Genomic DNA, 15,310 nt, shown 5'->3' on the forward strand with positions numbered 1-15,310 from the left:
GATCCGCCTTCTCGGGTGGGTTCCGTCGTGCATTCTGCCCGTTGCTGCGGCACGTGCCGCACCGGCCGGACGGCGGGTCCGGGCCGATATCCCGAAAACGGACTTCCAGCCTCAGAAACCCCTCTAGCCTCCAATCAGGTGATTTCCTACGGTTGTCTGGAGCCCGGGTGAGCGCTGAGAAAGTGGTCGTCATCGGTCAGGGGTACGTCGGTCTCCCGCTGGCCATGCGGGCCGTCGAGGCCGGCTTCGACGTGGTCGGGCTGGACGTCGACGCCGACCGGGTCAAGCGGCTCGCCTCCGGCGAGTCCTTCGTGGAGGACATCCCCGCCGATCGGCTGGGCCGGGCGCTCGGCAGCGGCCGCTACCTGCCGAGCACCGAGTACGCCGACGCCGAGGGCTTCGACGTCTGCGTGATCACGGTGCCGACCCCGCTGCGTGACGGCACGCCGGATCTCAGCCACGTGGAGCAGGCCGGCCGGGGCATCGGCCCGTACGTGCGGCCCGGCAGCACAGTGGTGCTGGAGTCGACGACCTATCCGGGCACCACCGAGGAGCTGCTGCGTCCGCTGCTCGAAACGGCCAGCGGGCTGCACGCGCCCGGCGACTTCCACCTCGGGTACAGCCCGGAACGCATCGATCCCGGCAACCCGACCTGGCGGCTGGAGAACACACCGAAGGTCGTCTCCGGCGTGGACGAGCCCTCGCTGGAGCGGGTGGACGGGTTCTACCGCCGGATCGTGGACCGGACCGTGCCGGTGCCCTCCACCCGTGTCGCGGAGCTGACCAAGCTGATCGAGAACACGTTCCGCCAGGTGAACCTGGGCCTGATCAACGAACTCACGGTGCTCTCCCACCACCTGGGCATCGACGTCTGGCAGGCGATCGACGCCGCGGAGACGAAGCCGTTCGGGTTCATGCCCTTCCGCCCCGGCCCCGGTGTCGGCGGACACTGCCTGCCGATCGACCCCTGCTACCTGTCCTGGCAGGTCAAGCGGCGTCTGGGCCGCCAGTTCCGGTTCATCGAGCTGGCCAACGACGTCAACCACGAGATGCCCGGGCACGTGGCGCAACGGGTGATGACCGGCCTGAACCGCACCGGCCGTGCCGTCAAGGGCGCGCGTCTGCTGATGCTCGGCCTGGCCTACAAGAAGAACACCGGGGACATGCGGGACTCGCCGGCGGTGGACGTCGCCCGGCGGTTGTGCGACCTCGGTGCCGACGTCCGCGCCGCCGAGCCGTACGCCGAGTCGCACCAGATCCCGGGTGGGGTGCTCGTCGTGCCGCTGACCGAGCAGGAGGTCGACGCGGCCGACGCGGTGGTCGTCGCGACCGACCACGACGTCTTCGACTACGAGATGGTGTCCCGGCGGGCCCGCTACGTGTTCGACGCCCGCAACCGGTGCTCCGGGCCGGTGGTCGAGCGCCTCTAGGCACACCCTGCCCGGCCTGCCGCCGGCTGCGCTAGCGTGGCGATCATGGAGGCACCTGCGGATCCGCGGGCCCGGCGGCTCTTCGGGGGCAGCGCCCGGGCGCTCGGCGACCTGGCCGTCGGCCCGTTCCGGGCCGACCGGGACCGGATCGTCGGCTCGCCGTTCTTCGCCCGGCTGGGCGGCGTGACCCAGGTGATCAGCCCGGGCGGGTCCGGGCTGCTCGTGCACAACCGGCTCACCCACAGCCTGAAGGTGGCCCAGGTGGCCCGGGCGATCGCCGAGCGGCTGACGGCCGACCCGGCGCACCGGGACCTGCTGGAGAAGCTCGGCGGCTGCGACCCGGAGGTGGTGGAGGCCGCCGCGCTCGCGCACGACCTCGGGCACCCGCCGTTCGGGCACCTGGGGGAGCGGGTGCTCGACCGGCTGGCCCGGCAGCGACTCGGGCTGGCCGACGGCTTCGAGGGCAACGCCCAGTCGTACCGGATCGTCACCAGCACCGAGATCCGCGGCGCGGCGACCACCGGGCTGGACCTGACCGCCGCGGTCCGGGCGGCGATGCTGAAGTACCCGTGGACCCGGCTGGACCATCCCGATCCGCACCCGCGCCACCTGGACCCGGCGCCCCGGGGCGCGGCGGCGCCGCCGGAGGATCCGGAGAGCGGGTCGGTGAAGTTCGGCGCGTACCGCACCGAGCTGGACGACCTGCGCCAGGCGCGGGAGCCGTTCGCCGGCCGGATTCCGGACTGGCAGCAGACGCCCGAGGCGTCGGTGATGGACACGGCCGACGACATCGCGTACGCGATCCACGACGTGGAGGACTTCTACCGCGTCGGGGTGCTCCAGCAGGGCGCGGTGGCGGCCGAGCTGATGGCCTGGCAGCGCGAGTGCGGGCACCTGCGGTCGATCACGGCGTCGGCGCTGGAGGGTGCGGGCCGGCGGCCCGGCGCGGCGATCGAGCGGCTGCGCCGGCAGCTGCACCGCAAGGACGGCTGGATCGCCGACGACGAGGCGTTCGCCGCCGCCGTCGAGCACGTCCGCGAGGAACTGGTGGAGGGGCTGCTGGCGCTGCCGTTCGACGGCTCGATCGAGGCGGAGCAGTACGTGGCCCGGTTCTCCGCCCGCTGGTCCACCCGCTTCGTGGACGCCATCACCGTGACGCCGGACCCGGGGGTTCGCTCCGGGTACGTGCTGCTGGCGAAGGCGCAGTGGCACGAGGTGCAGGTGCTCAAGTTCGTGCACCACCGGTTCGTGCTGGCCCGCCCGGACCTGGCCCTGCACCAGCGCGGTCAGGCCCGCCTGCTGGGCACGCTGGTGGAGGCGCTCTGGGAGTGGCTGCTGGACCCGGACGAGGAGTCCCGGCTGCCGCGCCGGCTGCACGACCTGGTGGAGCTGGCCGAGGCGGAGCTGCACCCGCGTACTCCGGACCGGATCGGCCGGGCCCGGGGCCGGGCGATCATCGACTTCGTCGCGCAGCTCACCGACGGTCAGGCGGTGGCGATGCTCGACGCGTTGTCGGGCCGCTCGGGCGCGCTCTGGACGGACGCCTTCGTGCTCTGAGCCGGCTCGGAGCACGAAGGTGGCCGCGCCACCCAGGGATCGCGCCGCGTCAGGCGACCGACTGCCACCAGCCGTCCACCGCCGGCGGCTCGTCCACCACGACCCGCTCGCCGGGGCGCGGCACGGCCAGCCGGACGTCCCGCGCCTTCGCCTCGGTCCACAGCCGGTCCACCGGCTCGGACCAGTCGTGCAGGGCCAGGTTGAACGTGCCCCAGTGCACCGGCACCAGCAGTCCGCCGCGTACGTCGAGGTGGGCGGCGACGGCCTCCTCCGGGAACATGTGGATGTGCGGCCACGCCCTGTCGTACGCCCCGATCTGCATGAGCGTCAGGTCGAACGGGCCGTGCTCGGCACCGATCGCCGCGTACCCGTCGAAGTAGCCGGAGTCGCCGGTGTAGAAGACCTTCCGGTGCGCCCCGGTGAGCGTCCAGGAACTCCAGAGCGTGCCGTCGCGGCGCAGCCCGCGCCCGGAGAAGTGCTGCGCGGCGGTGGCGGTCAGCGTCAGCCCGCCGACCCGGTGGCTCTCCGACCAGTCCAGCTCGACGATGCGCTGCTCGGGCACGCCCCAGCGGGCCAGGTGGGCGCCGACGCCGAGCGGCACCACGAACGGCGCGGACTGGAGATCGGCCAGCCTGCGGACGGTCCCCATGTCCAGGTGGTCGTAGTGGTCGTGCGAGATCAACACCGCGTCCAGCGGGGGCAGGTCGGTCAGGCGGACCGGCGGCTCGTGGATGCGCCGCGGGCCGACCAGCCCGGACGGGGAGCACCTGTCGCTCCACACCGGGTCCAGCAGCACCCGGTGCCCCTCGATCTCGACGAGCGTGGAGGCGTGGCCGTACCAGACGACGTTCAGCTCGCGGGCCTGGTCGGCGGCCGGCGCGACGCCGGGGCGCAGCAGCGGCACCGGACTGCCCGGCCGCCGCTTCTGCTTGCCGAAGATCAGCTCCCGGACGAGGTTGCGGCCCGGGTCGGCGACCATTGTGGCGCCGGCGCCGGCCGGGTTGTGGAACGTGCCGTCGCGGAACCGCGGTGACCGGGCCGCGCGCTCCGCCCGGGCGCCGGTGAGCCGGCCGCCCAGTTGGGCCGGTACGTCGCGCGCCACCCAGGCCAGCCCGGCGACGGCGGCCAGCCCGGTGATCTTCCACACCCGCCCGCCACGCGTCCGGTCCGGTTCCCGCCCCGTTGGTTCCCGCATGCCCGTCCCCTCCGCCGTGTCCCGTCGTACACGGTAACCACCCTCGTCCCGGCCCGCCCACGGGACGGTCCGCCCGCACGACAACCGCCGCACGACAGCCGCCCGTGGGGCGGTCCGCCGCAGCGGTCAGGGCAGCCGGCGGCGTACCGCGGACGCCACGGTGGCCGCCCGCCCGCCGACGGCACGGACCACCTGTGACGCGTCCGGCAGCCATCCGCCCCGGACCGCCTCGCCGGCCGGGTTCGGTGTGAACACGGTGCCCTGGTGCGCGGCGACCGGCTGCCGGGTCAGGCCGGCGAGTCGCATCAGCGGCCCGACCAGCACGTCGTACACGCCGGGCAGGACCGTGAAGCCGACGCGCATGACCACGTTGAGCCGCCCCACCGAGACCTCCCGGCGCGGCCGGTCGAGGCAGTGCGCGATGGCCCGCGCCGCCCGTTCGGGCGAGGCGATCGGGGGCGGCGGGCGGCCGATCCGGCCCAGGTAGTTGGCCGCCTGCCGGTAGACGGGTGTGTCGACGCTGCCCGGGTTGACCACACAGATCGCGATGCCGGGCGTCTCCCGCGCCTCCTGCTGGAGCGTGCGGGCCAGCCCCTGCAGGCCCCACTTGGCCGCCACGTAGCCGCTCATGTAGGGCGCGGTGATGTGCCCGAGCACCGAACCGGTGAGCACCAGCGTGCCGCCGCCGGCGGCCCGGAACCGGCGCAGCGCCTCCCGGGCCACCGCCGCCGCCGCGAGCAGGTCGGTGCGGACCACCTGCTCGAACACCTCGGCCGGGGTCTCGTCGAAGCGGCCGTAGGACATCACCGCGGCGGTGTGCACCCAGGCGTCGACGCCGCCGAACTCGGCCCGCGCCGCGTCGGCCAGCGCGGCCACCGCGCCGGGCTCGGTCACGTCCGTCGGTACGGCGATCACCGCCGCGCCCGCCGCCCGGCACTCGTCGCGTACCTCGTCAAGAGTGGCGGGGGAGCGGGCCGCGAGGACCAGCCGGTCCCCGCGGCCCGCCAGTTCCCTGGCGGTCGCCCGGCCGATCCCGCTGGTCGCGCCGGTGACGACCACCGTCCGGGTCACGGCGCGAGCACGACCTTGACGCAGCCGTCCTCCTTCTTCTGGAACATCTCGTACGCGCGCGGCGCGTCGGTCAGCGGCAGCCGGTGGGTCCGCAGGTCCTCGACGCCCAGCGGATCGTCGTCGCGCTCCAGCAGCGGAATGATGTCGTCGACCCAGCGCCGCACGTGGCACTGGCCCATTCGCAGCTGGATGCCCCTGTCGAACATCTCCATCAGCGGCATCGGGTCCTGCTCGCCGCCGTACACGCCGGAGATCGACACGGTGCCGCCGCGCCGCACGGCCTTGAGCGCGGCGTGCAGCACCACGAGCCGGTCCACGCCGGCCTTGTCGGTCATCGCCTGGGCCAGCCTGTCCGGCAGCAGACCGGCGGCGGTCTGGGCCACCTTGCCCAGCGGCGCGCCGTGCGCCTCCATGCCGACCGCGTCGATCACCGCGTCCGGGCCGCGCCCGTCGACCAGGTCGATGAGCGTGCCCGGCACGTCGTCGAGCTGGCTGACGTCGAGCACCTCAATGCCGTGGCGGCGGGCCATCTCCAGCCGCTCGGGCACCAGGTCCAGCCCGATCACCCGGGAGGCGCCCAGGTGGCGGCCGATCCGGGCGCAGAACTGTCCGACCGGGCCGAGCCCGAACACGGCCAGGGTGCCGCCGGGCGGGGTGTCCGCGTACCTCACCGCCTGCCAGGCGGTGGGCAGGATGTCGGACAGGTAGAGCCAGCGCTCGTCCGGGCCGCTGTCCGGGATCGTGATCGGGCCGAACTGGGCCTGCGGGACGCGCAGGTACTCGGCCTGGCCGCCGGGGATCGAGCCGTACAGCGAGGTGTATCCGAACAGGGACGCGCCCTTGCCCTGGCTGGTCACCTGCGTGGTCTCGCACTGCGCGTAGAGCTGCCGCTCGCACATCCAGCACGAGCCGCAGGAGATGTTGAACGGGACGACCACCCGGTCGCCCTTCCTGAGCCGGGTCACCCCCGGCCCGACCTCCTCGACGATGCCCATCGGCTCGTGCCCGAGGATGTCGCCGGGCTTCAGGTACGGCCCGAGCACCTCGTACAGGTGCAGGTCGGAACCGCAGATGGCGGTCGAGGTGATCCGGACGATCGCGTCGGTCGGCTCCTCGATCCGGGGGTCCGGGACGTCCTCGACGCGAACGTCCCGCTTGCCGTGCCAGGTCAGTGCCCTCATGTCCGATTGTCCCCTCGTCGGTGCCGCGCATGGGACTGCTACCCGCGGGGAGCGACTTGAACCGGCGCCGTCCGGCCGGACCCGGGAGGACTGGATCGGGAGGTCAGAAGGGTGGCCGGGCGCGGCCGACGACCGCACCCGGTACCACCGTGGTCAGGCGTCGAAGCTGCCGGCCTTGATGCCCTGGACGCAGCCGGTCCACCGGTGAGACACCCGAGCGGCGAGGTCCCGAACGGCGGCCGCGCACGGAAGTCCCGTCCCCGCCGGGTCGCTCCGGTGCGCGTACCCCGGAGAAGGGCGACCGCCGCGCCCCCGGGTGCGGGGCGCGGCGGTCGCGTGGGTCGTGCCCGCGGGTCAGGAGCCGGACGTGCCCGAGCGCTTGGCCGTGGCCTTCAGGTAGTCCCGGTTGAGCCGGCCGATGGTGTTCAGCGGGATGCCCTTCGGGCAGGCCGCCGCGCACTCGCCGATGTTGGTGCAGCCGCCGAAGCCGGCCTCGTCGTGCGCGTCCACCATGCCGATCACCCGGGTGTAGCGCTCCGGCTGGCCCTGCGGCAGCAGCGAGAGCTGGGTGATCTTCGCGGCGGTGAACAGCATGCCGGAGCCGTTCGGGCAGGCCGCCACGCAGGCGCCGCAGCCGATGCAGGCGGCCGAGGAGAACGCGGCGTCCGCGTCGGCCTTCGGCACCGGCACCGAGTGCGCCTCCGGGGCGCTGCCGGTCGGCGCGGTGACGTAGCCGCCGGCGGCGATGATCTGGTCGAACGCGTTGCGGTTGACCACCAGGTCCTTGACGACCGGGAAGGCCCGGGCCCGCCACGGCTCGATGTCGATCGTCTCGCCGTCGGAGAACTGTCGCATGTGCAACTGGCAGGCGGTGGTGCCGCGCTGCGGGCCGTGCGCCTCACCGTTGATCATGAGGCTGCACATGCCGCAGATGCCCTCGCGGCAGTCGTGGTCGAACGCGACCGGCTCCTCGCCGTCCAGGATCAGCCGCTCGTTGAGGACGTCGAGCATCTCCAGGAAGGACATGTCCGGGGACACGTCCTGCACCGGGTAGGTCACCATCCGACCCTTGTCCTCGGGGCCGTGCTGGCGCCAGATGCGCAGGGTCAGGTTCACTTGTAGCTCCGCTGCGTGGGGTGGACGTATTCGAAGGTCAGGTCTTCCTTGTGCAGCACGGGCTCACCGGTGCCGGTGAACTCCCAGGCGGCCACGTAGGCGAACCGGTCGTCGTCGCGCTGCGCCTCGCCGTCGGGCGTCTGGTGCTCGGCCCGGAAGTGGCCGCCGCAGGACTCCTCGCGGTGCAGGGCGTCGACGCACATCAGCTCGGCCAGCTCGAAGAAGTCGGCCACCCGGCCGGCCTTCTCCAGCGACTGGTTGAGGCCCTCGCCGTCACCCGGCACGCGCACCCGCTGCCAGAACTGCTCGCGCAGCGCGCGGATCTCGTCGATCGCCTTGCGCAGACCGGCCTCGGAGCGCTCCATCCCGCAGTGCTCCCACATGATCTGGCCCAGCTCGCGGTGGAACGAGTCCACGGTGCGGTCGCCGTTGATCGCGAGCAGCCGCTTGATCCGGTCCTCGACCTCGGTGCGCGCCGCGACCGCCTCGGGGTGGCTGGCGTCGACCTTGTCCAGCGCACTGGAGGCCAGGTAGTTGGCGAGCGTGTTCGGCAGCACGAAGTAGCCGTCGGCCAGGCCCTGCATCAGCGCCGAGGCGCCGAGCCGGTTCGCGCCGTGGTCGGAGAAGTTGGCCTCACCGATCACGAACAGGCCGGGGATGCTCGACTGGAGGTCGTAGTCGACCCAGAGGCCGCCCATCGTGTAGTGCACGGCGGGGTAGATCCGCATCGGCACCTCGTACGGGTCCTCGCCGGTGATCCGCTCGTACATCTCGAAGAGGTTGCCGTACTTGGCCTCGATGGCCTTGCGGCCGAGCCGGTTGATCGCGTCGGCGAAGTCCAGGTAGACGCCGAGGCCGGTCGGGCCGACGCCGCGTCCCTCGTCGCAGACGTTCTTCGCGGCGCGGGAGGCGATGTCGCGGGGGACCAGGTTGCCGAAGGACGGGTAGATCCGCTCCAGGTAGTAGTCCCGCTCGTCCTCGGGGATGTCCCGCGGGCCGCGCTGGTCGCCCTTGGCCTTGGGCACCCACACCCGGCCGTCGTTGCGCAGCGACTCGCTCATCAGGGTCAGCTTCGACTGGTGATCGCCGGAGACCGGGATGCAGGTCGGGTGGATCTGCGTGTAGCAGGGATTGGCGAAGTACGCGCCCTTGCGGTGCGCCCGCCAGGAGGCGGTGACGTTGCAGCCCTTGGCGTTCGTGGAGAGGTAGAAGACGTTGCCGTAGCCGCCGGAGGCGAGCACGACCGCGTCGGCCGTCTCGGTGCTGATCTCACCGGTGACCATGTCCCGCACCACGATGCCGCGCGCCCGGCCGTCGACGATCACCAGTTCGAGCATCTCGTGGCGGGCGTTCATCTCCACGTTGCCCAGGCCGATCTGCCGCTCCAGCGCCTGGTACGCGCCGAGCAGCAGTTGCTGACCCGTCTGGCCCCGGGCGTAGAAGGTGCGCTGCACCTGCGCGCCGCCGAAGGAGCGGGTGTCCAGCAGGCCGCCGTACTCGCGGGCGAACGGCACGCCCTGCGCCACGCACTGGTCGATGATGTTCACCGACACCTCGGCCAGCCGGTGCACGTTCGACTCGCGGGAGCGGAAGTCGCCGCCCTTGACCGTGTCGTAGAAGAGGCGGTGCACCGAGTCGCCGTCGTTGCGGTAGTTCTTGGCGGCGTTGATGCCGCCCTGCGCGGCGATCGAGTGGGCCCGGCGCGGGCTGTCCTGGTAGCAGTAGGACCGCACCTGGTAGCCCTGCTCGGCCAGCGTGGCGGCGGCGGAACCGCCGGCCAGGCCGGTGCCGACCACGATCACCGTCATCTTCCGGCGGTTGGCCGGGTTGACCAGCTTCATCTCGAAGCGGTGGCGGTCCCACCGTGTCTCGATCGGGCCGTCCGGGGCCCGGGTGTCGGCGATCGGGTCGCCCTCGGTGTAGAGATCCATGTCAGGACACCAATCCGGTGATCACGGCGAACGGAACCAGCAGGTAGCCGCCGACGAGCGCGACGGCGAAGACGAGCGCGGCGATCCGGGCCCGGCGCTCGCCCTTCGGCGTCTGCTGGCCGAGGCTGCGGAACGCGCTGAACGCACCGTGGCGGAGGTGGAAGCCGAGGGCCACCAGGGCGAGGGTGTAGAAGAGCGTGACGTACCAGCGCTCCGGCGCGAAGTCGGCGACCACGTTGCCGTACGGGTTGGCCGGGTCGCCCTGCGGGTTCAGGTGACCCGTGGTCAGGTCGAGGATGTGGTAGATCACGAAGAGCAGGATGACCACACCACCCCAGCGCATCGTGCGGGCCGCGTAGTTCACGTGGATCTTGCGGCGGTGCGCGTACCGGACCGGGCGGGCGGCCCGGGACCGCATCGCGAGCACGGTGGCCGCGCCGATGTGCCCGAGGACGGCGACGGTGAGCACGGTGCGCTGGATCCACAGGAACCACGTCGCCGGCAGCAGCGGCGTGCCGATGTCCCGCAGCCAGTGCGCGTAGTGGTCGAACGACGTCTCACCCGTGAAGATCTTCAGGTTGCCGAGCATGTGCGCGATCAGGAACAGCACGAGGATGATGCCCGTCACCGCCATGACGGCCTTGAGGCCGACGTTCGAGCGGATGGGCGACCGAGTTTTCGTGATTACCACGTGGTCGACGCTAGGAGCACTTCGATCAGGCGTCCAATGCATCGAAATCGCAGTGTTGATAGCCGTAAGCTATGTAGATGCAGCTCCATCAGCTTCGGTACTTCGTGGCGGTCGCCGAAGTGCGACATTTCACCCAGGCGGCCGATCTCGTCGGCATAACGCAGCCCTCGTTGAGTAAGCAAATTCACGCCCTGGAGGCCGACCTGGGGGCCCCGCTGTTCGAACGGGTAAGGGGCAACATCACAGTCACAGCGGCCGGTGAGGTGCTGCTGCCACTCGCCAAGCGGATCCTCGCCGACGTGGACACCGCCACCCGCGAGGTGCAGGAGCTGGTGGGGCTGCGCCGGGGCCGGGTCCGGCTCGGCGCCACCCCCAGCCTCGCCACCTCGCTCGCCCCGCCGGTGCTGCGCCGGTTCCGCGACGCGCACCCCACGATTGACCTGCGCGTGGAGGAGGGCGGCTCGCAGGACCTCGTCCGCGACCTGCTCCGTGGCGACCTCGACCTCGCCCTGATCATCATGCCGTCGGCCGGCACCGACCCGGGGCTGCGCGCCGACCCGATCCTGCGCGAGAGCCTGGTGGTCGCCTCGGTCGACCCGCTGCCCGGCGCCTCGGAAGCCGGGGAGCTGCGCATCACCGACCTGCGCGAACAGCCACTCGTCATGTTCCGCGAGGGCTACGACCTGCGCGACGCCACGCTCCAGGCGTGCCGGGCGGCCGGGTTCGAGCCGACCCTGTCCGTCGACGGCGGGGAGATGGACGCCGTGCTCAGCTTCGTCGAGGCCGGGCTCGGCGTCGCGCTGGTGCCGGGCATCGTGGTGGCCCGCCGCGCCGGCATCCGGGTCACCCGGCTCGTCCCGCCCGGCGTCCGCCGGACCATCGCGGTGGCCCGCCGCCGCGACGTGGTGCCCACCCACGCCGGGCGCGAGCTGCGCCGCATCCTCCTGGAGTACGTCCACGACGCCACCGCCACCGCCGAACTCCCCCCAGGCGTAGAGCCTCTCTGACGGTCCCCTCCTTCTCCCGCGATCTTGCACTTTCGACCCCGGCAAGAGGTGCGAATGACACTGCGTGGGGCACCAAGTGCAAGATCGACGGTGCGGGGTGGGGCGGGGTGGCAGCGGGTCAGCGGGACTCGGCGTCGTCCATGGCTCGGTAGATTCGCTGCTCGGAGACCGGGTACGGGGTTCCGAGGGCCTGGGCGAAGACGTTCACCCGCAGCTCCTCGATCATCCAGCGGATCTGGCGGGCCGCCGGGGTAGCGCGCCGCGGCGGCGGCAGCGCGGCGAGCATGTCCTGGTACTCCTTCTGCACCACGGCAACCCTGTCCTGCTGCTGTTTGTCCCGCTGCGGGTTGCCGGGCAACCGGTCCAGCCGCCGCTCGATCGCGGTCAGGTAGCGCAGCACGTCGGGCAGGCGGGCGTACCCCGTCTCGGTGACGAAGCCCTTGTGCACCAGGCCGGTGAGCTGGCTGCGGATGTCGGCCAGCGCGGCCACCACGGCCAGGTTGCGGGTGGCGCCGAGCCGCTGCTCCACCGCGTACGCGGAAGCGAGCACCCGGCGTACCCGCTCCATCACCTCGACCACGGTGTCCACCAGGTCGGCGCGCACCCTGTCGCGCAGCGCGGCGAAGCCCTCGGCGTCCCAGGCCGGGCCGCCCGCGTCGCCGATCAGCTTGTCGATCGCCGCCCCGGCCGCGTCCTCGATCAGCTCCGGCACGCTGCCGTGCGGGTTGCGGGACAGCGCCAGCTTCGCCTCGTTGCTCAGCCGCCCCTGGAGGAACTTCGCCGGTGACGGCGTCGTCAGCCGCAGCAGCCGCCGGGTGCCGGCCCAGTGCGCGGCCTCCTGCTCGGCGGCGGAGTCGAACACCTTCACCCCGACCGTCGCGCCCTCGTCCACCAGCGCCGGGTACGCGGTCACCGCGAAGCCCGCGCGTACCTGCTCGATGGTGCGCGGCAGCGCGCCGATCGACCACTCGGTCAGCCCGGTACGGGCCACGTCGGGCGCGGCGGCGGCCACGACCTGGCGTACCTCCTGGCGCAGCTCGCGTTGCAGCGCCGGCAGGTCCTTGCCCTCGGCGACCGGCTTGTCGTCGTCGCCGAGCACCCGGAACGTGACCCGCAGGTGCGGCGGCAGCCTGCCCAGGTCCCACGCGTCCGCCGGAACCGTCACCCCGGTCATCCGGCGCAGTTGCCGGGTCAGCGCGGCCAGCAGGGGCTCCTCGCCCGGCGTGATCGCGGCGAGCGCGGCGCGTGCGTAGTCGGGCACCGGGACGAAGTTGCGCCGTACCGGCTTGGGCAGCGACCGGATCAGCGCGATGACCAGTTCCTCGCGCAGCCCCGGCACCTGCCAGTCGAAGCTCTCCGCCGGCACCTGGTTGAGCAGCGGCAGCGGGATGTCCACTGTGACGCCGTCGGTGGGCGCGGCCGGGTCGAACGTGTACGTCAGCGGCAGCGTCACCCCGTCGGCCCGCCACTCGTCCGGGAAGTCCTCCTCGTCCACTCCGCCCCGGCCGTCGTTGACGAGCAGCTCGCGGGTGAACGTGAGCAGGTCGGGCCGCTCCCGGCGGGTCTTCTTCCACCAGGAGTCGAAGTGCCGGCCGGAGACCACGTCGGCGGGGATCCGCTGGTCGTAGAAGGCGAAGATGGTCTCGTCGTCGACCAGGATGTCGCGGCGCCGGGCCCGGTTCTCCAGCTCCTCGATCTCGGTCAGCAGCCTCTGGTTGTCCCGCCAGAACTGGTGGTGGGTCTGCCAGTCGCCCTCGACCAGGGCGTGCCTGATGAACAGCTCCCGGCTCAGACCCGCGTCGATCCGCCCGAAGTTCACCTTACGGGAGGTGACGATCGGGATGCCGTACAGCGTGACCTTCTCGTAGGCCATCACCGCGGCCTGCTTCTTCTCCCAGTGCGGCTCGCTGTAGCTGCGCTTGACCAGGTGCTGCGCCAGCGGCTCGACCCACTCCGGCTCGACCCGCCCGGCCACCCGCCCCCACAGCCGGGAGGTCTCCACCAGCTCGGCCGCCATTACCCAGCGCGGCGGCTTCCGGAACAGCGCCGACCCGGGGAAGACAGCGAACTTCGCGCCTCGCGCGCCCAGGTATTCGTGCTTCTGCGCGTCCTTGAGGCCGAGGTGCGACAGCAGGCCGGGCAGCAGCGACTGGTGCACCTTCGGGGTGTCGATCTCCTCCGGCAGGTCGGCGCCGGCGCCGCGCCGGCCCTCACCCCTGTCGGAGGTACGGAGCACCTGGCGCAACTGGCTGACGATGTCCTGCCACTCGCGTACCCGGAGGTAGTTGAGGTATTCGGCCTTGCACATCCGGCGGAACGCGCTGGACGACAGCTCCCGCTGCTTCTCCCGCAGGTAGCGCCACAGGTTCAGGTACGCGACGAAGTCGGACTCGGAGTCGGCGAACCGGGCGTGTGCCTGGTCGGCCTGGGCCTGCTTGTCGGCCGGGCGTTCGCGCGGGTCCTGGATGGACAGTGCGGCGGCGATCACCACGACCTCGGTGGCACAGCCGTTGCGCTCGCCTTCGAGGACCATCCGGGCCAGCCGGGGGTCGACCGGGAGCTGGGCCAGCCGCCGGCCCAGCGCGGTCAGCCGCTTCGCCGGGTCGGTCTCGGCCGGGTCGAGCGCACCCAGCTCGTGCAGCAGGTTCACGCCGTCGGTGACGTTGCGCCGGTCCGGCGGGTCGATGAACGGGAACGCCGCCACGTCGCCGAGCCCGATCGATGTCATCTGGAGGATGACCGAGGCCAGGTTGGTCCGCAGGATCTCCGGGTCGGTGAACTCGGGGCGGGAGGCGAAGTCCGGCTCGTCGTAGAGGCGGATGCAGATGCCGTCCGAGGTACGCCCGCAGCGGCCCTTGCGCTGGTTGGCGCTGGCCTGCGAGACCGGCTCGATCGGCAGCCGCTGCACCTTCAGCCGGCTGGAGTAGCGGGAGATCCGGGCGGTGCCCGGGTCCACCACGTACTTGATGCCGGGCACCGTCAGCGAGGTCTCCGCGACGTTCGTGGCCAGCACCACCCGGCGGTTGGCGTGCGCGGCGAAGACCCGGTGCTGCTCGGCGGTGGACAACCGCGCGTACAGCGGCAGGATCTCGGTGCCGAGCAGCGACCGCTTGGACTGCACCAGCTTGCCCAGCGCGTCGGCGGTGTCCCGGATCTCCCGCTCGCCGCTGAGGAACACCAGGATGTCGCCCGGCCCCTCGGCGGCCAGCTCCTCGACCGCGTCGCCGATGGCCTGGATCTGGTCCCGGACGTTCTCCTCGTCGGCGTCGTCCTCCTCCTCGGCCTCGGTGACCTCGACCAGCGGCCGGTAGCGGACCTCCACCGGGTACGTGCGCCCGGACACCTCGACCACCGGCGCCGGGTTGCCCTCGGCGTCGGCGAAGTGTCTCGCGAACCGGTCGGTCTCGATGGTCGCCGAGGTGATGACCACCTTGAGGTCGGGCCGTCGGGGCAGGAGCTGCCTGAGATAGCCGAGGATGAAGTCGATGTTGAGGCTGCGCTCGTGCGCCTCGTCGATGATCAGCGTGTCGTACTGCCGCAGCATCCGGTCGGTCTGCAACTCGGCCAGCAGGATGCCGTCGGTCATCAGCTTGACCAGGCTGTTGTCGCCCACCTGGTCGGTGAAGCGCACCTTGTAGCCGACCACGTCGCCCAGCTCGGTGCCGAGTTCGTCGGCGATCCGGTCGGCGACGGTGCGGGCCGCCAGCCGGCGGGGCTGGGTGTGCCCGATCAGGCCGGTGATGCCGCGCCCCAGCTCCAGGCAGATCTTGGGGAGCTGGGTGGTCTTCCCGGAGCCGGTCTCACCGGCCACGATCACCACCTGGTGGTCGCGGATCGCGGCGGCGATGTCGTCCTTGCGCTCGCTCACCGGCAACTGCGGCGGGTAGGTGATCACCGGGACGGCCGCGCGGCGCGCCTGGAGCCGCGCCTCGGCCCGGGTCACCTCGGCGGCGATCTCGGCCAGCGCCGCCTCCCGCCGCTGCGGGTCGCGCAGCCGGCGCACGCCGTCGAGCCGCCGCTGGATCCGGCGCTGGTCGCGGAACATCAGGGGGGCGAGGCGGCGGTGCAGGTCGCGGGCGGTCTCAGGGGCGGCGGGTACGGCTGGATTCTGCATGTCGTCGCCAAGGATAG

Annotated in this window: 10 protein-coding genes; 3 read left to right on the forward strand and 7 right to left on the reverse strand. The window is 72.2% G+C overall.

The genetic code is table 11. The features are described 5' to 3' along the window. Positions 1-53 precede the first annotated feature (53 nt). Both O7622_RS14000 and dgt read left to right on the forward strand, forming a co-directional pair. Positions 54-1,430 (forward strand): nucleotide sugar dehydrogenase, encoded by a 1,377-nt coding sequence (locus tag O7622_RS14000; RefSeq protein WP_348774076.1) that lies wholly within the window; start codon positions 54-56, stop codon positions 1,428-1,430. A 45-nt stretch (positions 1,431-1,475) separates the two neighbouring features. Then, positions 1,476-2,987, forward strand: a complete 1,512-nt coding sequence (gene dgt, locus O7622_RS14005) for a dGTP triphosphohydrolase (RefSeq protein ID WP_282313753.1) — start codon at positions 1,476-1,478, stop codon at positions 2,985-2,987. A gap of 49 nt (positions 2,988-3,036) precedes the next feature. Here the strand turns inward: dgt and O7622_RS14010 are convergent, their stop codons facing one another. The 6 genes from O7622_RS14010 to O7622_RS14035 form a co-directional block, all read right to left on the reverse strand. Continuing rightward, entirely contained in the window at positions 3,037-4,182 is a 1,146-nt protein-coding gene (locus O7622_RS14010) for an MBL fold metallo-hydrolase (protein ID WP_282313754.1), read from the reverse strand. Between the two features lie 126 nt (positions 4,183-4,308). Next, positions 4,309-5,253, reverse strand: coding sequence for an SDR family NAD(P)-dependent oxidoreductase (locus O7622_RS14015; protein WP_282313755.1), 945 nt, complete (start codon positions 5,251-5,253; stop codon positions 4,309-4,311). Next, complete coding sequence (locus O7622_RS14020; protein ID WP_282313756.1) at positions 5,250-6,434, reverse strand: zinc-dependent alcohol dehydrogenase; 1,185 nt, start codon at positions 6,432-6,434, stop codon at positions 5,250-5,252. Before O7622_RS14020 ends, O7622_RS14015 begins: the two co-directional genes overlap by 4 nt. A 354-nt stretch (positions 6,435-6,788) precedes the next feature. Further along, positions 6,789-7,550 (reverse strand): succinate dehydrogenase/fumarate reductase iron-sulfur subunit, encoded by a 762-nt coding sequence (locus O7622_RS14025; protein ID WP_282313757.1) that lies wholly within the window; start codon positions 7,548-7,550, stop codon positions 6,789-6,791. Further along, positions 7,547-9,481: a fumarate reductase/succinate dehydrogenase flavoprotein subunit gene (locus O7622_RS14030; protein WP_282313758.1), complete on the reverse strand. Its 1,935-nt coding sequence runs from the start codon at positions 9,479-9,481 to the stop codon at positions 7,547-7,549. Before O7622_RS14030 ends, O7622_RS14025 begins: the two co-directional genes overlap by 4 nt. A gap of 1 nt (position 9,482) precedes the next feature. After that, positions 9,483-10,214 (reverse strand): succinate dehydrogenase cytochrome b subunit, encoded by a 732-nt coding sequence (locus tag O7622_RS14035; RefSeq protein WP_282313759.1) that lies wholly within the window; start codon positions 10,212-10,214, stop codon positions 9,483-9,485. Positions 10,215-10,249: 35 nt separating this feature from the next. On the opposite strand from O7622_RS14035, the gene O7622_RS14040 reads away from it, so the two are divergent. Then, positions 10,250-11,179 (forward strand): LysR family transcriptional regulator, encoded by a 930-nt coding sequence (locus O7622_RS14040; RefSeq protein WP_282313760.1) that lies wholly within the window; start codon positions 10,250-10,252, stop codon positions 11,177-11,179. Between the two features lie 118 nt (positions 11,180-11,297). Here O7622_RS14040 and hrpA read toward each other — a convergent pair whose 3' ends face one another. Then, positions 11,298-15,293, reverse strand: coding sequence for an ATP-dependent RNA helicase HrpA (hrpA, locus tag O7622_RS14045; RefSeq protein ID WP_282313761.1), 3,996 nt, complete (start codon positions 15,291-15,293; stop codon positions 11,298-11,300). Between the last annotated feature and the right edge of the window lie 17 nt (positions 15,294-15,310).

It is taken from the genome of Micromonospora sp. WMMD1076 (assembly GCF_029581475.1).
Lineage (GTDB): Bacteria > Actinomycetota > Actinomycetes > Mycobacteriales > Micromonosporaceae > Micromonospora > Micromonospora aurantiaca.

Coding starts and splice junctions, on each gene's coding strand:
- hrpA (WP_282313761.1), bottom strand. CDS start 15,293: ATGCAGAATCCAGCCGTACCCGCCGCCCCTGAGACCGCCCGCGACCTG.
- O7622_RS14030 (WP_282313758.1), bottom strand. CDS start 9,481: ATGGATCTCTACACCGAGGGCGACCCGATCGCCGACACCCGGGCCCCG.
- O7622_RS14010 (WP_282313754.1), bottom strand. CDS start 4,182: ATGCGGGAACCAACGGGGCGGGAACCGGACCGGACGCGTGGCGGGCGG.
- O7622_RS14020 (WP_282313756.1), bottom strand. CDS start 6,434: ATGAGGGCACTGACCTGGCACGGCAAGCGGGACGTTCGCGTCGAGGAC.
- O7622_RS14040 (WP_282313760.1), top strand. CDS start 10,250: ATGCAGCTCCATCAGCTTCGGTACTTCGTGGCGGTCGCCGAAGTGCGA.
- O7622_RS14035 (WP_282313759.1), bottom strand. CDS start 10,214: ATGCATTGGACGCCTGATCGAAGTGCTCCTAGCGTCGACCACGTGGTA.
- dgt (WP_282313753.1), top strand. CDS start 1,476: ATGGAGGCACCTGCGGATCCGCGGGCCCGGCGGCTCTTCGGGGGCAGC.